The following is a 19,197-nucleotide window of genomic DNA, read 5'->3' as shown; positions in this document are numbered from 1 at the left end:
AAAATGAAAGAGTTTTTAGAATATGTATTACAATTTTGTTCGCTGAACCAGCAGCAAATCGCATTGATTTCAAAAAAAGCGGAGCTATTGTCACTTGGTAAAGATGAATATTTTTCTGAAGCAGGAAAAGTGCCAAAACAAGTCGGCTTTATAGTGGAAGGCGTGATGCGCGGCTGCTATTACAACAACAAGGGGGAAGAAATCACCCGCTTTTTTATCAATGAAAATAACTTGACCTTTGACTACATCAATTTTGACGCGGAAACCGCCTCATCTGAATATTTGCAGGCATGTACAAATTGTAAGCTCATTGTGTTTTCCAAACAAAATTGGGAGGAACTTTTGCGGACTATTTTCGGATGGGATAATGTAACAAACAGAATGATTCAACTCTGTATCTTTCAAAAGTATAGAAAAGCACCTATAATTTCTCAAGATGCAACCACCCGTTATTTGGATTTTTTAAAGAATTTTCCTGGCTTAGCAAATCGCATTCCTCTTAAATATCTAGCCTCTTATCTGGGCGTTACAGCTACTTCATTGAGCCGTATCAGAACAAACATCCGCTAAATATACCAGCAGTAAAGCGTAATAACCCCGAATTACATGGATAGTTAAGGAAATTGCAACTATTACTTTAATCAGAATTAACACTATATTTAGTTTTGGCTAATATGTATCTAATAGTTTTGTGCAGCAATGTTAAGCTATATCCATAATTTAAAATCAGGCAATCACGAGTCTTTTGAAATGGTCTTCAGACTATCTCATAAAAAGGTATATGCCTATTTTTTTAAGAAAACAAACGATGAAGATAAGGCCCAGGACTTAACTCAGCTCGCTTTTATCAAATTATGGAACTTTCGGCATACCTTATCGGAAGAGCACGAAATGGATGTTCAGCTGTTCCGGATTGCAAGAACGACCTTACTCGACTATTTCAAAAAGGAAAGTAATGACGAAAGGAATCTGAAATTATATTATACTCACATTTCCGAAGAAGCCACAGACCAGCATCAAAAGTTTGAAATCAATCAACAGTTGGAAGTTGCACTGAGTGTGCTTCCACCAACCCGGAAAAAGGTTTTCATTTTAAGTCGACTGCAAGGTTATTCTTATAAAGAAATCTCCGAGCAGCTGTGTATTTCTCCGAGAACGGTTGAAAAGCACATTTCATTAGCTGTTAAACAGCTGGATGGCTATGCTTTAGTCCCAGTCCTGGTGCTGCTGACAAAAATTCTTGACTAATTTAAATATATTTTTATTTCGTTACGGGTTTCCCTCCAATCCAATCGTATTGGTAGTATGAGTGTGTCTGAAGCATTATTAGATAAATATTTTAAAGGACAGTGCAGCCCGGAGGAAAAACTTCAGGTACTGAACTATTTGAATGCTATTGACGACTTGCCGGACCATTTATTGAGCCAAACTGAATGGGAGGAAACTAATGATGCACAGCTGGATGAGCTGAAAAGTGTGGAGATGTTTAGCGCAGTAAAAAAAGAGACCATTGCTAAAGTTTATCTCTTAAAATGGATCAAGATAGTTTCTGCAGCTGCTATTTTACTGGCTGTACTTTCAATTGGACTTTTCAATTTGAATTGGAGCCAGAGAGATTCAAAAATAACGCTGGCCAGCAATAAGGTGTCAACCCCTGAAAAAACAAACCCGATCAATTGGAAATCAGTTGTCAATTATACAGACCATCAGCAATTGGTAATCCTTCCTGATGGTTCTACCGTTAAAATATTTCCTGGAGCAGAATTAAGGTACGCGATTCCTTTTGTGAAAAATAAAAGAGAAGTATTCTTAAATGGGAAAAGCTTTTTTGAGATTTCAAAAGATACAAACCATCCTTTTGTAGTGTATGCGAAAGGCATTGCCACCACGGCTTTGGGTACCTCATTCACCATCACCGCTTTGGAAAAAAGCAAGTTCATCAAAGTTGAACTCCATACGGGAAAGGTTTTAGTTAAAAATATAGATACCGTTCTGAATATTTCAGCATTCAGCGAAGTGCTGCTTCCTGGAAAAGAGCTGGTTTACAATAGTATGCTGAATAGGATCAGCGTATCGGACCACAAGACTTTACTGGCGAAAGATAAGAACAGCAGTCGGGATCTCAACTTCCAGCAGGCTTCTCTGGTGGATGTGTTTGATCAATTGGAAAAACACTATAAAGTTAAAATTATATACGACCGTGCTGATTTGGTGGAAATGTCATTTACAGGAATTATAAAATCTACACAATCTATAGACACCATACTGGAAGAAATCGCTGAACTAAACAAACTTAACCAAATTAAAACTGCCGAAGGGTTCCTGATCAGAAAGTAAATCAAAGGACCATATTAAAACAAATTAACCTGCTAAAAAAGGCGGGAAGGGGATCTTTTTGCCAAAAAACAACAATCAAACAAATTAGACTATGCTAAAAAAATTTACTACACACTTGTTCTTTTGCCTGCTGATGATGTCAGTGTCGGCAAAGACCTGGGCTCAGACTTCTGAGATTACCGGGATTGTAAAAGATGAAACCGGGCGGCCCTTACTCGGCGCTTCCGTCCTTTTACTGAACACAAAAACCAATGAAAAGAAAGGAATCATGGTCAATTCTGAGGGTCAGTTTTCGATAAAAGGACTTTCTGCGAATGTTCCCTATAACATCAGCGCCTCTTATATTGGTTATGAAACTAAAACCATCAGCAATTACATACTGAAACCTGGTGAACAGGCCACGCTGCTGATCCAGTTAAATCCAAGCTCGAACAATCTTTCTGATGTGGTCGTAGTAGGGTATGGCAGTCAGAAGAAGAAGGATGTGACCACCGCTATTGCGAGTATCAAAGCTTCAGATCTGGAGAATCAGCCGATTAGTAATGCGGCAGAAGCCATGGTTGGAAAGATGGCCGGAGTGCAGGTTTCACAAGGTTCTGGCGCACCAGGCGGCGCACTTTCTATTAAAGTAAGAGGGGTTGGGACCATCACTGCAGGTTCAAATCCGCTGTATGTGATTGACGGTGTACCGATCTCAAATGACAACATCAACACTTTAAATACCAATGATATTGCTTCCATTGAGGTTTTAAAAGATGCTTCCTCTGCTGCAATTTATGGATCAAGAGGTTCTAATGGTGTGGTCTTGATCACCACAAAACAAGGCAAGAATGGGGTAACCACGATTAATGTCAACAGTTATACCGGCTGGCAATCTCTGGCGCATAAGATCAAAATGATGGATGCGTATCAGTATGCTCAAATGGTATTGGAATCCAGAAATAACTCTTATGTAGATGTGATGGAAGCCAATAACAGAAAGTACCTGGCCACAGGAAAGCCACTGGTTAATTATAGTGTGAATGATAATAATGGCCTACGCTTGTTTAATACTGGAAACAATACCAATACGGTGTTGCCATTAGAGGTTTTACCTTATTTGCAAGGTCAGCAAGGTTTAACAAATACGGATTGGCAGGATCAGATTTTTAGAACAGCACCAATTCAAGACCATTCGATTTCGGCAGCGGGTGGCTCAGAGTCGATGAAATACTATGGTTCCCTGGAATATTTTGATCAGGACGGGATTATTTTGAATAGCGGTTTCAAGCGTTATAGCGGTAGGGTAAACCTGGAAGGTAAAAAAGGAGTGGTCAAATATGGCATTAACTTTAGTCCTTCGGTCACCAATGAAAAGAGAGTAAATGCCAATGGTGCTTACAATGCTAATGGAGGTGGTATTGTAGCCTCAGCCTTGCATTATGCGCCAATTTTCTCGGTGTATAACCCCGATGGCAGTTATAATTTTGACCAAAATTCATGGAGTGCAGGTACAAAAACTACCTTACCTGACAACAGAACTGCAGATGGAAATGGGGGCACACAAGCCTGGAATCCTGTGGCTTTAGCGATGCTTCAAAAAGACGATGTAGCCACTACCAGGATGACTGGAAGTGCCTTTTTAGAAGCAGAATTGTCAAAAGATTTAAAATATAGAGTGCAGCTGGGTGTGGATTTATTTAACAGTTCTGAAGATACCTTTAGACCTTCTACATTTCCACAGTCTAACACCGCTGGAAACCCAATTTCGGAGGCTACAGGCTCTTCACGTACGATAAAAGAAACCAATTGGCTGTTAGAGCAAACCTTGAATTATGCAAAAACGATAGGGGACCATAACATCAATGCTTTAGTTGGCTGGTCTACTCAAAAAGACGATTTAAGCGGTAATTACGCATTTGCTTCCAAAGGGTTCATCAGCGATCAGGTAGAGTTTATCAAAGCTGGTCTGGTCACTAATGGTACAGCAACCAGAACACAATGGGCATTGGCTTCAGGTATTGCGAGGTTGCAATATGGCTATAAAGGAAAGTATTTATTTACTGGATCGATCAGAGCCGATGGTTCTTCGAAATTCGGAAAGAACAACAAATGGGGATATTTCCCTTCTGCCTCCCTGGGATGGAGGTTATCTGAAGAAGATTTCCTGAAAAACTCGGAAACTATTTCTGACCTGAAATTAAGGGCGAGTTATGGACTAACTGGTAACTTCAATATTCCTAATTATGCGGCTCAAGGCTCAATGAATAATTTTGGTTATGTCTTTGGTGGTTCCACTCCAGGCGTAATTAATGGGGCTGCACCAATTGCAAAGCCTAATGACGACTTACAATGGGAAAAGACAGCACAATTAAACGTAGGTTTCGACGCTGCATTTTTCAACAATCAGCTGACTTTATCAGTAGATGTATACAATAGTAATACGAATAACCTGTTATTGGATGTACCAGTGCCTATTTCAACCGGTTTTGCTACAGAACTGAAAAACATTGGTAAAGTGAACAATAAAGGGATTGACATCAATTTAGGCACGCAGCAGCAATTTGGGGCGGTCAAATGGACTGCAAGTGGGAACTTCTCCAAAAACATCAACAAGGTAGTGGAGCTGGGTCCTGGAAATGCAGACATTATCAAAACTGGTTCAGTTGCCAATGCTTATTTTATCACTAGAGTAGGTGAGCCTATTGGTTCTTATTATTTGCCGGTAGTTTTAGGTGTGTTTAAAAATCAGGCAGAGGTAAATGCTTATCCTCATTACCTGGATACTCAGGGAAATTATGATGTGAATACTTCTAAACCTGGTGATTTTAAGTTTAAAGATGTAGATGGCGACGGAGTGATTGACCTCACCAAAGACAGGGAGATTGTTGGAAATTACCTGCCTAAATTCACCTACGGATTTGCGACTTCATTTGAATACAAAGGAATAGATTTAGGTGTAGCCATGCAAGGTGTTTATGGCAATCAGATCCTAAATCTTTCTCGTAGATATTTTGCCAATAAAGAGGGAAATATGAACAATATGATCAGTTCTTTAGATCGTTGGAAGTCAGAAAGTGACCCAGGAAGTGGTCAGGATGTAAGGGCAAATCGCGCTGCGAAAGGAAGCAATGGAACTACTTCTACCTGGCATATTGAAAACGGATCTTACTTACGTATCCGTAATATTGCTTTAGGTTATACTTTACCGGAAAGCCTGGCGAAGAAACTGACTTTAAATAAGGTTAGGATATATGTAGCCATGCAGAACCCATTCACTTTCACCAAATACACGGGTTACAATCCAGAGGTAACCAACCGCAGCGATGCCACCACAAATGGCGAGGATTATGGGGTTTATCCAACTGCAAAAACAACATCAATAGGCATTAACATCACTTTATAATCATAGAAAGATGAAAAAATATATCATACTCCTTTGTGGTCTGATGATCACAGCCACTTCTTGCAAGAAATTCTTAGACTTGAAACCATTGGATTCTTATACCGAAAAAACTTTTTATTTGGATGAAAAGGGATTACAAGGCGGTCTTGTAACCTGCTATGACGCGCTGCAAAGCGATAGTCTTTATGGAAACAATTTATTGACACTGGGCGAACTTCGTGGGGACAACCTGATTGATAATGATCCTGGATCAGGAGCCGGGGTACGTAACCAAATTGAAGTATTTGCTGAAACTTCTGCCAATAGTATTCTTTCTGCCACTTGGATGGGCCATTACAAGGCGATCTACAGATGTAATATTATTCTGGATCGTGCACCTGCAATTACCATGAATGAAACGATTAAGGGGCAGATCATCGGTCAGGCGAAATTTATCAGGGCCCTGAGTTATTTTAATTTGACGCGGATTTGGGGCAAGGTCCCATTGGTACTTACCGTTCAAACAACAGCTGAAGCCAGGCAAAATACACGGGCTGCATCAGAACAGGTGTATCAGCAGATCATTGACGATTTAAAAGATGCAGGCACTAAATTACCTGCCTCTTGGCCAGATGGGCAGCGTGGTAAGGCAACCAGCTTTGCAGCGACCAGTTTATTAGGTAAGGTGTACCTTTATCAAAAGAAATTTGACTTGGTAGCGAGCACATTACAACCTGTGGTGACCGCTATTTATGATAGAAACCTATTGGATACCGTGCCACAGAACAGAACTTTCCCTAATAACCTGAAAACAAGTAAGGACATTATATTTGCGGTCCAGTATCTATTGGGTGGGGTAAAAGAGTTTGTTCACCAGGACAATCGTTATAGAAACAACAACAATACGAACATCATCAATATTCCCCAGTCACTTTTTGAAAGCGGGGATAACCGCAGGCCATTAGTGGCGATCACAGGAACTGGCGGCAGACCAGGCAAGTTCAATTCGCCCCAGCTGAACAATGAAACCAGCGGTGATTTCCCGGTACTGCGTACTACGGATGTACTGTTGATGTATGCAGAAGCACTTAATGAAACCGCTTACGGAAATACGGAAGCGTTTAAAGCGCTGAATGTAGTTCGCAAAAATGCAAATGCATCTTTGAAAACAGCGGTATTGTTAACTTCACAGGCAGAATTTAGAACAGCAGTATATTTAGAAAGAAGGTTGGAACTGGCCTTAGAAGCTGATCGTTGGTTTGATATTGTGAGAACCAATCAAATGGCAGCTATTTTCCCAGGAATTCCGGCATTTAGAAGCCTGTATCCAGTGCCTCAAGTAGAGATTGACAACATTAATAATAAAGGCGGCTATCAAAATGATGGCTATAACTAATTTGCTTTATTAACTTGACCCGGTAGTTTAAACCTAGATTGCCTCCAGAATTATCTAAATTATGGGAAACAATCTAAGTTCAGGCTACCGGGTTTTTATTTTAAACATCGATAGGATATGAAAATGAGATTCTTTTTCTTTTTGCTCTTTGGAGGACTGTGCAGCTTAAATGTCCTTGCACAAAGCCCTAAATACACCTTCCCGGAAGGATTAAACCCTGTCTTGTATAAGAATTATTACCTGCTGACACTATTACAGCGAGATTCAGCAGTCAGGAAATTGATTCAGGAGGATCCTGGCCTCAGTACTTTGTTTAAAAATAAAACTCAGAAAATAGCCGAGGCTGTTCAGACTTGCGACAATGACATCACTTGTCTCAGCAAGACTTTTAAGTTTACTGAGCTGGAAATTGTGGAGGCAGGCAAGCGATTAAGCCTGCTCTTTAAAAAGGATAATGCCTTAAATAAATTGGTAGAAAATGAACTTATCCCTTCTGGCTGCTACCTGAAATATGGGAACCTAAAGCCGGTAGAATTACTGGTTAAAGCTTGGGAACAGGATGCGAAAGCTGTTAATTTTACGATAGGTGTATATGTAGAGGGGGCAAAACCAAACTACCCAAAGATAGATTCTATAAGTTTTAACCTGAAAGATAAAAGCTACCCTGAACTGCTGCGCATGAATGCGATACTGAGTTCTGGCCCTCGTAACTCCATGTTTTTTGAGCCCTCTATTACTTTTGCAGGGATTGCACTGGACATTAATGAGCGTGATGAAGCCGGAGATTTTGAGCCTATGCGCAGTACCGTAAATAGAGCAAGTATGGAGGCGATAGCAAAAACAAACTTTGCTGACTATCCATACAGTTTAATTTTGGTTCCCGGCGAAGGACCTGAAGAACGTGATGTGGCATTAAGCGCTGGAGGAATGCTGCGTTGCCGACTCGCAGCAGTAGAATTTCATAAAGGACTGGCGCCATTTATTATGGTTTCTGGTGGGAGAGTGCATCCCTTTAAAACGAAATATAGCGAGGCTGATGAGATGAAAAAATACTTAATGAGAACCTTGCAAATTCCCGAAAATGCGATCATTATGGAGCCTCACGCCCGACATACTACCACCAATATGCGCAATGCTGCCAGGATCATCTATAGGTATGGCATGCCGACGGATAAAGTGGCGCTGACAGTGACCGCTAAATCCCAGAGTATGTACATCAGTGGTGCTTTATTGGGCAGATGCGTGCAGGAATTAGGCTATGAACCTTATAAACTTGGCAAACGTTTATCAGATTTTGCAGTTGAATTTTATCCCAATGTTATGTCTTTACAGCTGGATTTTGATGAACCGATGGATCCCTAATGAACGTTTTATTTCTTTTATTTTTGGAAAATATCAGATGTTAGTTATATTTGCATAACTAGTTATGTAATTGATTATATCTATGGAATTATTCAAGAAAACAGGGAAAATGGCTTTGGGAAGCAGGTTGAGGTTACTGACCTCCAAGGTGACTGATGACGCTGCCCGAATATATGAGTTATACCAGATGGAGTTTGCCCCAAAATGGTTCCCTGCATTTTTTGTGCTTGCAGAAGATGGAGAAAAGACCATCACAGAAATCGCTGGGGAGATAGGCCATTCTCAGCCTTCAGTAAGCAAGATCATTCAGGAAATGACACTGGCGGGATTGGTTCAGGAAAACCGCGAATGCGTTGATAAACGACGAAATTTAGTGGAATTAACTCCTAAAGGAATTGAATTTGCGAAGGAGCTTAAAGTGCAATGTGCGGATGTAGACGCTGCGATAGACAGTGTAATTTTGGAAGCAAGACACAATCTTTGGGAAGCCATTGAAGAATGGGAGTTCCTTCTCGATCAAAAATCTTTGTGTAGAAGGGTGCAGGAGCAGAAAAAAAGAAGAGAAAGTAAGGACGTGCAGATTGTGCCTTATGAGGATAAATATCAGTCCGCATTTAGGGCTTTGAATGAAGAATGGATTTCCACCTACTTCAAAATGGAAGCAGCAGATTATAAGGCTTTAGATGATCCAAAAGCTTATATTTTGGATAAAAGCGGGAAGATATTTGTGGCACTATATCAGGATGAACCGGTAGGGGTATGCGCATTGATCAAGATGAATGATCCGGATTACGATTATGAGTTGGCAAAAATGGCGGTTTCACCGAAGATTCAGGGAAAAAGTATTGGCTGGTTGCTTGGACAGGCTATCGTTAATGCTGCCAAGGAACTAGGTGCTTCCAAAATTTACCTGGAAAGCAATACTTCCTTAAAACCAGCAATCAATCTTTATCAGAAATTAGGGTTCAAGAAAGTAGTAGGCAGGTCTACGCCTTATGAACGCTGTAATATTCAAATGGAACTGGATTTAAATAGTCTTTAATTCAGTTATTTAAAAACCAATTACACCGAAGTATAGATAGGCAAGCCATCTGGTCGCAATTAAAATCACACAGATTAAACGGTATGGAGGTAGCTGAGCTTTACCCCATCAATCTTTTCGATTTTTCCTAAAACCTGATTGAGCTGTGCCTTTCTGACTTCAAATTTAATGCTGCAGGAATTATCGAACTCCTGCGAAAGAATTTGCAGCTGTTCCTCTTTAAATAAGCGCATCACATCGTTCATACTTAGGTAATCGAAAGTCAGCTCATAAACATCGTTTACCGTTTTCTCTACGATTTCTGCGGCCTGAATCGCTTCAATTGCTGCTGATTTATAGGCATTGATTAAGCCTGGGACGCCCAATAATGTTCCTCCGAAATAACGTACTACCACGATCAGAATATTGGTGATATCGGCAGAAAGCAGCGCGTTCAGGATGGGTCTTCCTGCAGTTCCAGATGGTTCTCCATCATCCTGGATTCTGAAAACGGCACGATCAGGACTTAAGCGCAACGCCCAGCAAAAATGTCTTGCTTTTCCATGTTCTGAACGCAATTGCGCCAATATCGGTTTTACTTCTTCTTCAGACCTGATTGGATAAGCAAAGGCAATAAATTTACTGCCACGGTCTTTAAATAGCCCTTCAGCAGGAGCAGTTATGGTTTTATAAGTATCGTCAAATAGCATGAAACTGTGATAAGGTAATGAAGATGATCGCGATTAAAGCCAACGCCAGTCCTACATAATTTAGCTTGTTCAGCTTTTCTTTAAATAGGAATATGCCAACCAGCGTACCTAGAATAATAACCCCAATGTTCATTGCCGCAAATACTGTAGATGGGTTTTCGGCCATTGCCCGGTGTGCTTTCAGGTAAAAAAGGATATTTCCGAAATTGAAAAGTCCTAATATGGCTCCGCAGGCGAAATTCACCAGTTCTAGTTTTTGCTTTTTAAATACAGAGAGGTAAATGATCCCTAGGAGAGACAAAATGAAAGCAATTGCAAAAGTCAGGATTAAGGAACTGGTATAGGCAAGGTCTTTAATCTGGGCGATCTGCTTAAATAAGATGTCAATAAAGCCAAAACCTAGGAAAACCAGGAGGGGATACATCCAGCTGCCACCAGAGGCAGGCGCATTGGATTTACGGTAAAGTGTGAAAATAATCGCCGCAAAGCCGAAAAATAATCCGCAGACTTTTAAGGTGTTAAACTGATCTCCAAATAGGAAGTAGGCTGCCAGAATAGAAATAAACAAAGATAATCTTTGCGCAATGTCTGTCTTTGCGATACCAATACTTCTAATGGATGCACCAAGAAACCAAAACACCACAGGCAGTAATACACCAAGCCCCAAATATACAGGTGATATTTTTGCCGTTGTCAACGATGTGATTGAAGGCTTGAAAAAGAACATACTCAGGGCAATCGCAAACAGGTAGTTCCAGGTAATGGCTTGTAAAATATTGATTTTGTACCGGCGTGCCATTTTTAATAAAACGGCTACGGTAACGCTGCAAAAAATGCTAATGATTAAATAGATCATACTTCCTGGTGATTTGTATAAATGCTGAGATGATCATTTCCAATGCGATGTTGAGCAGTAATAATTTTATTAATTTTTGGTGCGGAGATCCCATCTGTCCAGGAGTTTTTTGAAGTAAATACACGGGCTTCGTCCCATAATCCAGCTTCAATAAATTGGTTCAACAGCTGTGCGCCACCGTCTATAATAACGGATTGTATATCCATTAAGTACAATTGAAAAGCAATTTTTTGCGGGAGATAAAAAGACATATCCTCCATTTGGATGAAGTGTATATTTTCAACTATATCTGTCTTTATTTCGTTGAATATTATGGTTTTAGCATCGTCATTGTAAACATGATGTGTAGGTGGGATATCCAGATTTCTATCTATGATGATTCTTATAGGATTTCTACCTGGCCATTCCCGGGAGTTCAGCTGTGGGTTGTCGACCATTGCCGTTCTTTTACCTACAATGACAGCATCTTCTTCTGTTCTCCATTTATGCACGAGACGTTTAGCCAGCGGGCCGGATATCCATTTTTGACGCTCATCGATTGGTGCAAAATAGCCGTTGGCAGTACTTGCCCATTTTAAGATAATATATGGCCTCTGCTGACGAATCCTGGTAAAAAAACGACGGTTTAAATGCGCACATTCTTTATCGAGGATACCAGAAACTACAGCTATTCCTGCATTTTTCAATTTTGTGATCCCTTTTCCATCTACCGCATCGAAGGGATCTTTATTGCCAATAACGACTCTTTTAACCTCATGTCTGATCAGGAGGTCTGCACATGGAGGTGTTTTTCCAAAATGCGCACAAGGCTCCAGACTAACATAAGCAGTTGCTTCTTTTAGCAATAATGCGCCTTCTGTTTCTCCGTATTTGGCAAATACAGCATTTATGGCATTTACTTCAGCATGGGCTTCGCCGATTTTCTGATGATACCCTTCTCCAATAATGATTCCATCAGTAACGATCACACAACCTACCATTGGATTCGGACTTACGTTTCCAGCGCCAAGAATAGCGAGCTCCAAACATCTTTTAATATATAATTCGTCGGCCATTGAGGCAAAAGTAAGGTATATTGTTCGATTTAATTACTTTTGCAGGGCATGAATTTAAGCCAGTTATTAGCGCATTTTAAGACAGAATTGAAAGATGTTTATGAGGAAGAGGAAGTTAAGTCTATTTTCTCTGTCGCCGTTGAACATTTGTTAAAGCTCAGCAGGAGCAAGTTGATGATGAATTATGACAAAGAACTGAGCAACGAAGAGCAGGAGCAGTTTTTTGCTGTTGCTGCTGGGCTAAAAGCACATCAGCCTATTCAATACTTGTTAGGAGAAGCCTATTTTTATGGGGCTTTTTTTAAAGTGAATGAAGCGGTATTAATTCCTAGACCTGAAACTGAAGAATTGGTCGACTGGATTTTAGAGGATAGCCTGCTGAATAAATCGGTAATAGATTTTGGCACGGGAAGCGGCTGTATTGCGATCAGCCTGAAGAAACATGGCAAAGCTTTAGACGTAACTGCGGTAGATATATCTGAGGACGCCTTGAAACTGGCTTCGGAAAATGCTTTACTTTTGGAAAGTCCTGTTCACTTTATCCATGCAGATATTTTAAGTTTTGATATTGATCATCAATTCGATATCATCGTGAGCAATCCTCCTTATATCACCGGGAAAGAAATGGCCGAAATGCATCAAAATGTATTGGCGCATGAACCTCATCTGGCATTGTTTGTTCCGGATGAAAGACCTTTGTTATTTTATGAAGCGATTGCTGATTTTGCGGTTTCGCATCTAAAGGAAAAAGGGAAGCTATTCTTTGAAATCAATGAATACTTATCAGAAGAAACTGTGGAGATGTTAAAGGGTAAAGATTTTGAATTCATTGAATTAAGGAAAGATATGCAAGGAAAGCCAAGGATGATACTTGCGACAAGAGGCCCAGTTGTTCATTAGCTGATCCACCGCAAACCGTTTAACTTCTGGGATGAAAACCGGTAATGACGCCCCTTAAATAATCTCTATCGAGATGCGTATAAATTTCAGTGGTGGTAATGCTGGAATGCCCCAGCATTTCTTGAACCGCACGCAGGTCTGCACCACCTTCAATGAGATGAGTAGCAAAAGAATGGCGGAAGGTATGGGGGCTAATGCTTTTCTTTAAGCCTGAGGCTATAGCCAGATCTTTGATGATGGTAAACACTGATATTCTGGATAAACCTGTTCCTCTTCGGTTTAAGAAGATATAATCTTCATAGCCTTTTTTGACAGGAATATGAACACGGCTGGAGTCCAGGTAAATCTTTATATATTTTAATGCGGTAGCCCCAATTGGGATAATCCTTTCTTTATTTCCTTTTCCAACGATCTTTACAAATTCGCTGTCGGCAAAAATATTGGATATTCTGATGTTAGTGAGTTCTGAAACCCTCAGCCCACAGCCATACAAAAGCTCAATAATCGCCTTGTTTCTCATGCCTTCCGGTTTTGAAGCATCAATAGCCTCAATTAGTCCGTTGATTTCTTCAATATTCAAAACATCAGGTAGTTTTTTGCCTAATCTTGGAGTTTCCAACAAAGCTGAAGGATCTTCTACAATAATTTGCTCCAAAATCAGGAAGCTGAAAAACGATTTCAGCCCCGAGATCACTCTCGCTTGAGTGCTTGGTAACATCCCCAGCTCATTGATCCAGCTGATGAATCTTTTTAAATCAGCACTGGTAATTTCTTTCACTGAAGGGCGCTGATCCAGGGATTCAAAATACTGGGATAGTTTCTGAACATCATTGATATAGGCCGCGATGGAGTTTCCTGAAAGCGAGCGCTCCAGTTTCAAATAGGCTTTAAAAGCCGGTATATAAGGGTTATTAATCACACAAAAATTTTCTACTGTAAGTTTTTAGCTTTAAGTTTGAGCTAATGAAGATACAAATTATTAACGGCCCAAATTTAAACCTTTTAGGCGTTCGCGAACCAGGAATCTATGGAAATTTAGGTTTTGATGAATATATAGCACAATTGAGAACCATGTACAGCATCCTCCAAATCGATTACTATCAGAGTAATGTAGAGGGCGAGCTGATCAATAAATTGCATGAAGTTGGTTTTGAATATGATGGTATTGTGATCAACGCAGGAGGATATACACATACTTCTGTGGCATTAGCAGATGCGATTGCCGCTATAAATACACCTGTAATAGAGGTTCATGTATCTAATATTTACGCCAGGGAGGAATATAGGCATGTTTCATTAACCGGAAAAAACTGTAAAGGTGTGCTGACAGGATTTGGCCTGGATGGTTACCGTTTAGCAATAGAAAGTCTTTTGAAAAGCTAAAATCAGCAAATGAGAAAGATTTTATTATCAGCAGTATGCGTTGCGATCAGCGCATCTGCATTCGCGCAGGCAGATATTACTGAAAAGGAAATTAAGGACCACATCTGGACCTTAGCATCACCGCAAATGAAAGGACGTTTTCCTGGAACTGCAGAAAACAAAAAGACAGTGCGTTATTTGGTGAAGCAGTTCAAGAAATCAGGAATTGCGGCTTATAATGGGAGTTATATCCAGGAATTTACTGCAAAAATGAGAGTAAAAAAAGGGGTACAGGATACGCCTTATGTGAAAACTCAGAATATAATCGGTTACATTGAAGGTTCAGACCCTGTTTTAAAGCATGAATTTATTGTGATTGGTGCGCATTATGACCACCTTGGAATGGGAGGGGCGTCTTCCAAAAAACCAGATACAGTAGGCATTCATTTAGGCGCTGATGACAATGCGAGTGGTACTGCCGCGCTGCTGGAAATCGCAGAAAAGCTGGCTGCCAATAAAGCTACATTGAAACGTAGTGTGATGGTGATTGCTTTTGGTGCAGAAGAACAAGGTTTACTAGGCTCTAAATACTTCACAGAACATCCATTGGTACCTTTGTCGCAGATTAAGCTGATGATCAATATGGACATGGTGGGTAGGATGAATGCAGAAAAACACCTATACATGGGTGGTGCAGCTACATTTGATGGGGGCGTGGAGCTGTTAACGAAACTCGGACCGGAGATCGGTGTACGTCCATTTGTAAACCATTACGATGTAGGCGGTTCTGATCATGTATCATTTTACAAGAAAGACATCCCAGTATTAGGTTTTCATACCGGCGGTCATCCTCAATACCATACTCCAGAAGACGACAGAAGGCTGATTAATGTAGCAGGAGAGAAACTGGTTTGTGATTATATTTATAAGGCTTTAACGACAGTTGCCAACAGACCCGGACCAATTATCTTTGTCCCTGAAAAGAAATAATTCTTGAAGTTTATCATAAGCTTTAAAAATTCCCTTACTGAATTCTATGTATGATCATAGGTTTGGAAGGGAATTTCTAAAGGCCAACTGAAGCTTTCGCAACTACATCGGATCTTCGCAGGATCAACTTCATAAAATCTATGCTAATTTTAGATTTAAATACCTAATCCGCTAAAGAACCTGATTTTTTTGATAAAATAAGCATACACAATGCTGGAAGAATAATGCCCGGTATGTTTATGGTAAGCAATCTGCTGTTTTGTTCTTTTCTTTCCATTGGAAAATATCATCTGGAAGAAATGAAAATGTGCCTTGCTGACTGCCATTGCAAAATCTAATTTGCCTTGTGCCAGGAAGTGAACCAGCGCTACGAAATCTATAAAAAAGCGAATGAAGATCCTGAAATAAGCATCTGATAAAGGCAGGTTTTTCTGCATGATGATCAGGTTATTTCTAAAATTCAGATAGGTTTTATAAGGATTATTGGCATTTAATGTACCTCCGCCAACATGGTATATTTCGGCATCCGGGCAATACATAATTTTGTATCCCATATTTTTTAAGCGCCAGCAAAGATCGATTTCTTCCATGTGTGCGAAGAAGTCGGCGTCTAAACCACCAGATTCTTTCCAGCATTTACTTCTAATGAATAATGCAGCACCACTTGCCCAGAAAATCTCTTTTGCATCATTGTATTGACCATGATCATCCTCAACTGTATCAAACAAGCGCCCTCTGCAGAATGGAAAACAGTGTAAATCCAGGTATCCACCTGCGGCACCGGCATATTCAAATTTCGTCTTGTCTTGTTGCCATTTGATCTTTGGTTGTGCAGCCGCAATTTTATCATCTGTTTCCATCAGGTCGATCACTGGATGAATCCAATTTTCAGGAACCTCGACATCAGAATTTAGTAACACATAATATTCTGCGTCAACCTGATCCAATAATCTGCGATAGCCCTCTGCAAAGCCGTAATTGCCATCATTTTCAATTAAACGAATCTCCGGGTAATGTTTACGCAGGAATGCAACAGAATCATCCGTAGAAGCATTGTCGCCCACTATAATCTGTAAATTGGGATAGGAAGAGCGCATTACACCCGGTAAAAATTTTTCCAGAAGTGTTTTTCCGTTCCAATTTAAAATTACTACTGCTACACTTGCTGCTGTCATGATGCGTATTCTCGTTTTGTTTTCCATCGCCTATGGCTCCAAAGCCAATATGAAGGTTCTTCGTTAATAATTTGTTCCAGAAAACTGAAATGTGTATCGGTAATTTCGTGTTCTTTTGTCTCTTTTGGTATTGGACAAATGGGTACGCAATCTACTTCATAATAACCTCTTTTAAGGTATTTCAATTTAAAGTAAAAGATGGGTCTATTTGTTTGTAATGCTATTTTTTCCAGGCCTAACAAAGCAGCGGTATCCTGATGCAGGAAATTTAACCAATAATGTGCTTCTCCTCGAACCGGACTTTGATCACTTGCAAAGCAGAACATAGTGGCTTCGTTTCTGGTGCTCGCAAGGCTGCGTAAAGTTTGTCGCATAGGTACGCCAACATTACCGAACTTACTTCTCATTTTGAGAAACCAATCGTCAAAAATAGTATTGTTAAGCGGTTTGTAGATCACATACGCTTTTTTGGAAAGCTGTGCGCCTAATGCCAGCATTCCCCATTCCCAATTGCCATAATGCCCGGTACAGGCCAGCACGCTTTCTCCTTTGCTAAAATAGGCTTCTACCAAATGAAGATTGGTGAATTTGACCCGTTTTTGTACTTCCTTTTTAGAAATGGACCGCATTTTAATCACTTCAACAGTTAAATCTGCAAAGTATTTAAAGAACTTTTTTTCTATACGAATGATTTCTGAAATGCTTTTTTCCGGAAAAGAATTAACTAAGTTTTCACGCACTACCGTTTTTCTGTATCCTATAACATAATATAGGATATAGTAACAGATTGCTGAAATAAAATATAGCAACTGCATTGGTAGAAGAGATAAAAAGTTTAAAAAAACTACTCCTATATAAGAAAAGCTTTTTTTTATCATTATTTTGGCGGATTAAGAGTGCAAACATAAAATAACAGATGCAAAGTTTAGCTATATTCCCCCTTTTTTATCTTCCCCCAGTAAGTTATTTCAAAGAATTGAAACATTTTGGAAATGAGTTTGTGCTGGAAAAAGAGGAACATTTTCCGAAACAAACCTTTAGAAATCGAGCTTCAATTTACTCACCTAATGGGAGTTTGGATTTAATTGTTCCTGTGATCCGCGGCAAGAAATTACACACCAAAATGAAGGATGTAAAAATTAGTAATGATTTCAATTGGCAACGCCTGCATTGGAAGAGTTTAGAGAGCTGCTACCGCAATTCCGCTTATTTTGAATATTACGAGGATGAATTTGCCAGATTTTACCACGAAAAATTCGATTCTCTTTTTGATTACAATCAGGAAATCATGGATTGGCTGTTCAAGCAATTGAAAATTACACCGAAATTTGAATTGACGGAAGAATATTTAGATGATGTTCCGGCAGCGCTTGATTTGCGTTCTGGACCAGTCTTTAAAAAACCAGCGGGAGAATTTAAACCTTATTTCCAGGTCTTTGACGACAGAGAAGGATTTAAGCCAAACTTAAGTATTGTGGACTTGTTGTTTAACCAGGGGCCTCAAGCGAAATCCTATTTTTAAAAATGGCTAAACCAGCAAAGCACAAAAAGAAACGCCAGCATTTAGCGCTGCCTCATGCCGGATCTAGTCCGGGGATGGTTTATATTGATCCTAATGCTTTAAAACCCATCATTAAGCTGTATAAGTATAATGCAGACATTTATGAACTGAGGGAATTGAATGACATCAGTATGCTAAAACCCCTGTTGCAGGATAAAACGCATACATTTTGGGTAGAGATTAAAGGCTTTAATTCTTTGGCTTTGTTTGAAACATTAAGCAGGGATTTCGATGTCAACAAGTTAATTCTTGAAGACATCACCAGAACTTATCAACGGCCAAAACAGGAAGAGTATGAGCATCATGTTTTTGCGGTGAGTAGAATGCTGCAATTCGATGAGGCTCAAAACCTGGAAAACCAGCAATACTCTTTTCTGCTGACGGATAATGCGCTGTTTACTTTTCAGGAAAAATACGAGGACTGTCTGGCGCCGGTGCGTTCCCGACTAAAAATAGGGAAGGGCAATATCCGGATAGGCGGGAGCAGCTATTTGATGTATGCCCTTATGGACATCATTATAGATACTTATTTTGAAATACTTGGAGCCTGGGGTGATGAATTAGACAACATTGAAGATCGTTTATTTGATAAACCAGATAAATCGGTCATGTTTGATACGCAATTGATCAAAAGAAACCTGATCAATATCAGAAGAGTGGCTTGGCCGGAAAGGGATAAATTAAATGATATTCTGCGCAGTGATTCTCATTTGATTTCTGATCAGACGAAAATGTATATCCGTGATGCTTACGATCATTGCATTCAGATTATAGATATTGTAGAATCGCTTAAAGAGATTTCGGCGAGCAACATTGACATGTATTTGTCGATCATCAGCAATCGGATGAATGAGATCATGAAGGTGCTGACCATCATTTCTTCGATTTTTATTCCTTTAACTTTCATTGCCGGAATTTACGGAATGAACTTTGCAAACGTTGATCCAATCAGCGGTAAACTACTGCCTCAGAACATGCCGGAGCTTTATCAGGCAAATGGTTACTTATATACGATGCTCGTGATGGCTGCTATTGCAGTACTGCAGGTCATATATTTCTGGCGTAAGGGATGGTTTAAATAACCCTGATTATTGTAACTTTGACAGCA

General features: G+C 39.9%; 18 protein-coding genes. 12 read left to right on the top strand and 6 right to left on the bottom strand.

Annotated elements, in window-relative coordinates:
- The first annotated feature begins 3 nt into the window (after positions 1-3).
- The 7 genes from AQ505_RS14150 (at position 4) to AQ505_RS14120 (ending at position 9,501) form a co-directional block, all read left to right on the top strand.
- A complete protein-coding gene (locus AQ505_RS14150; protein WP_062548778.1) occupies positions 4-570 on the top strand; it encodes a Crp/Fnr family transcriptional regulator in 567 nt (188 codons plus the stop codon).
- Between the two features lie 129 nt (positions 571-699).
- Positions 700-1,248, top strand: a complete 549-nt coding sequence (locus tag AQ505_RS14145; RefSeq protein WP_062548777.1) for an RNA polymerase sigma factor — start codon at positions 700-702, stop codon at positions 1,246-1,248.
- A 57-nt stretch (positions 1,249-1,305) separates the two neighbouring features.
- Positions 1,306-2,337, top strand: coding sequence for a FecR family protein (locus AQ505_RS14140; protein WP_062548776.1), 1,032 nt, complete (start codon positions 1,306-1,308; stop codon positions 2,335-2,337).
- 91 nt (positions 2,338-2,428) lie between these two features.
- Complete coding sequence (locus tag AQ505_RS14135) at positions 2,429-5,722, top strand: SusC/RagA family TonB-linked outer membrane protein (RefSeq protein ID WP_062548775.1); 3,294 nt, start codon at positions 2,429-2,431, stop codon at positions 5,720-5,722.
- A 10-nt stretch (positions 5,723-5,732) separates the two neighbouring features.
- Positions 5,733-7,097, top strand: a complete 1,365-nt coding sequence (locus AQ505_RS14130) for a RagB/SusD family nutrient uptake outer membrane protein (RefSeq protein WP_062548774.1) — start codon at positions 5,733-5,735, stop codon at positions 7,095-7,097.
- Between the two features lie 117 nt (positions 7,098-7,214).
- The gene (locus AQ505_RS14125; RefSeq protein ID WP_231634875.1) at positions 7,215-8,459 is read left to right on the top strand and encodes a YdcF family protein; all 1,245 of its coding nucleotides are present in this window, start codon (positions 7,215-7,217) and stop codon (positions 8,457-8,459) included.
- Positions 8,460-8,541: 82 nt separating this feature from the next.
- Positions 8,542-9,501, top strand: coding sequence for a bifunctional helix-turn-helix transcriptional regulator/GNAT family N-acetyltransferase (locus tag AQ505_RS14120; protein ID WP_062548773.1), 960 nt, complete (start codon positions 8,542-8,544; stop codon positions 9,499-9,501).
- Between the two features lie 74 nt (positions 9,502-9,575).
- On the opposite strand, the gene AQ505_RS14115 is transcribed toward AQ505_RS14120, so the two are convergent.
- Genes AQ505_RS14115 through ribD form a run of 3 tightly spaced genes read right to left on the bottom strand, consistent with a single transcriptional unit; the run spans position 9,576 to position 12,101 of the window.
- A complete protein-coding gene (locus tag AQ505_RS14115) occupies positions 9,576-10,190 on the bottom strand; it encodes an IMPACT family protein (protein WP_062548772.1) in 615 nt (204 codons plus the stop codon).
- Positions 10,180-11,046, bottom strand: coding sequence for a DMT family transporter (locus AQ505_RS14110; protein WP_062548771.1), 867 nt, complete (start codon positions 11,044-11,046; stop codon positions 10,180-10,182). Before AQ505_RS14110 ends, AQ505_RS14115 begins: the two co-directional genes overlap by 11 nt.
- Positions 11,043-12,101 (bottom strand): bifunctional diaminohydroxyphosphoribosylaminopyrimidine deaminase/5-amino-6-(5-phosphoribosylamino)uracil reductase RibD, encoded by a 1,059-nt coding sequence (ribD, locus tag AQ505_RS14105; RefSeq protein ID WP_062548770.1) that lies wholly within the window; start codon positions 12,099-12,101, stop codon positions 11,043-11,045. The genes AQ505_RS14110 and ribD overlap by 4 nt, the downstream gene beginning before the upstream one ends.
- Positions 12,102-12,149: 48 nt before the next feature.
- Between ribD and prmC the strand changes: the two genes are divergently transcribed.
- Positions 12,150-13,001, top strand: coding sequence for a peptide chain release factor N(5)-glutamine methyltransferase (gene prmC, locus AQ505_RS14100; RefSeq protein WP_062548769.1), 852 nt, complete (start codon positions 12,150-12,152; stop codon positions 12,999-13,001).
- A 19-nt stretch (positions 13,002-13,020) separates the two neighbouring features.
- Here the strand turns inward: prmC and xerD are convergent, their stop codons facing one another.
- Positions 13,021-13,920, bottom strand: a complete 900-nt coding sequence (xerD, locus tag AQ505_RS14095; RefSeq protein ID WP_062548768.1) for a site-specific tyrosine recombinase XerD — start codon at positions 13,918-13,920, stop codon at positions 13,021-13,023.
- Between the two features lie 44 nt (positions 13,921-13,964).
- Between xerD and aroQ the strand changes: the two genes are divergently transcribed.
- Both aroQ and AQ505_RS14085 read left to right on the top strand, forming a co-directional pair.
- Positions 13,965-14,384: a type II 3-dehydroquinate dehydratase gene (aroQ, locus tag AQ505_RS14090; protein WP_062548767.1), complete on the top strand. Its 420-nt coding sequence runs from the start codon at positions 13,965-13,967 to the stop codon at positions 14,382-14,384.
- Between the two features lie 9 nt (positions 14,385-14,393).
- The gene (locus tag AQ505_RS14085; RefSeq protein WP_062548766.1) at positions 14,394-15,353 is read left to right on the top strand and encodes a M20/M25/M40 family metallo-hydrolase; all 960 of its coding nucleotides are present in this window, start codon (positions 14,394-14,396) and stop codon (positions 15,351-15,353) included.
- A gap of 155 nt (positions 15,354-15,508) precedes the next feature.
- Here the strand turns inward: AQ505_RS14085 and AQ505_RS14080 are convergent, their stop codons facing one another.
- A complete protein-coding gene (locus tag AQ505_RS14080) occupies positions 15,509-16,528 on the bottom strand; it encodes a glycosyltransferase family 2 protein (protein ID WP_062551019.1) in 1,020 nt (339 codons plus the stop codon).
- On the bottom strand, positions 16,525-17,406 hold the full coding sequence (locus AQ505_RS14075; RefSeq protein ID WP_062548765.1) for a lysophospholipid acyltransferase family protein: 882 nt from the start codon (positions 17,404-17,406) through the stop codon (positions 16,525-16,527). Before AQ505_RS14075 ends, AQ505_RS14080 begins: the two co-directional genes overlap by 4 nt.
- Positions 17,407-17,444: 38 nt before the next feature.
- On the opposite strand from AQ505_RS14075, the gene AQ505_RS14070 reads away from it, so the two are divergent.
- A complete protein-coding gene (locus tag AQ505_RS14070; protein WP_062548764.1) occupies positions 17,445-18,050 on the top strand; it encodes a WbqC family protein in 606 nt (201 codons plus the stop codon).
- 2 nt (positions 18,051-18,052) lie between these two features.
- On the top strand, positions 18,053-19,171 hold the full coding sequence (gene corA / locus AQ505_RS14065) for a magnesium/cobalt transporter CorA (protein WP_062548763.1): 1,119 nt from the start codon (positions 18,053-18,055) through the stop codon (positions 19,169-19,171).
- The last annotated feature ends 26 nt before the right edge of the window (positions 19,172-19,197 follow it).

It is taken from the genome of Pedobacter sp. PACM 27299 (genome assembly GCF_001412655.1).
In the GTDB taxonomy this organism is placed as follows: domain Bacteria; phylum Bacteroidota; class Bacteroidia; order Sphingobacteriales; family Sphingobacteriaceae; genus Pedobacter.
Note: the sequence above shows the minus strand (reverse complement) of the source record. Positions and strands in the feature narration are given on the sequence as shown.

Coding starts and splice junctions, on each gene's coding strand:
- AQ505_RS14150 (WP_062548778.1), top strand. CDS start 4: ATGAAAGAGTTTTTAGAATATGTATTACAATTTTGTTCGCTGAACCAG.
- AQ505_RS14145 (WP_062548777.1), top strand. CDS start 700: ATGTTAAGCTATATCCATAATTTAAAATCAGGCAATCACGAGTCTTTT.
- AQ505_RS14140 (WP_062548776.1), top strand. CDS start 1,306: ATGAGTGTGTCTGAAGCATTATTAGATAAATATTTTAAAGGACAGTGC.
- AQ505_RS14135 (WP_062548775.1), top strand. CDS start 2,429: ATGCTAAAAAAATTTACTACACACTTGTTCTTTTGCCTGCTGATGATG.
- AQ505_RS14130 (WP_062548774.1), top strand. CDS start 5,733: ATGAAAAAATATATCATACTCCTTTGTGGTCTGATGATCACAGCCACT.
- AQ505_RS14125 (WP_231634875.1), top strand. CDS start 7,215: ATGAAAATGAGATTCTTTTTCTTTTTGCTCTTTGGAGGACTGTGCAGC.
- AQ505_RS14120 (WP_062548773.1), top strand. CDS start 8,542: ATGGAATTATTCAAGAAAACAGGGAAAATGGCTTTGGGAAGCAGGTTG.
- AQ505_RS14115 (WP_062548772.1), bottom strand. CDS start 10,190: ATGCTATTTGACGATACTTATAAAACCATAACTGCTCCTGCTGAAGGG.
- AQ505_RS14110 (WP_062548771.1), bottom strand. CDS start 11,046: ATGATCTATTTAATCATTAGCATTTTTTGCAGCGTTACCGTAGCCGTT.
- ribD (WP_062548770.1), bottom strand. CDS start 12,101: ATGGCCGACGAATTATATATTAAAAGATGTTTGGAGCTCGCTATTCTT.
- prmC (WP_062548769.1), top strand. CDS start 12,150: ATGAATTTAAGCCAGTTATTAGCGCATTTTAAGACAGAATTGAAAGAT.
- aroQ (WP_062548767.1), top strand. CDS start 13,965: ATGAAGATACAAATTATTAACGGCCCAAATTTAAACCTTTTAGGCGTT.
- AQ505_RS14085 (WP_062548766.1), top strand. CDS start 14,394: ATGAGAAAGATTTTATTATCAGCAGTATGCGTTGCGATCAGCGCATCT.
- AQ505_RS14080 (WP_062551019.1), bottom strand. CDS start 16,528: ATGACAGCAGCAAGTGTAGCAGTAGTAATTTTAAATTGGAACGGAAAA.
- AQ505_RS14075 (WP_062548765.1), bottom strand. CDS start 17,406: ATGATAAAAAAAAGCTTTTCTTATATAGGAGTAGTTTTTTTAAACTTT.
- AQ505_RS14070 (WP_062548764.1), top strand. CDS start 17,445: ATGCAAAGTTTAGCTATATTCCCCCTTTTTTATCTTCCCCCAGTAAGT.
- corA (WP_062548763.1), top strand. CDS start 18,053: ATGGCTAAACCAGCAAAGCACAAAAAGAAACGCCAGCATTTAGCGCTG.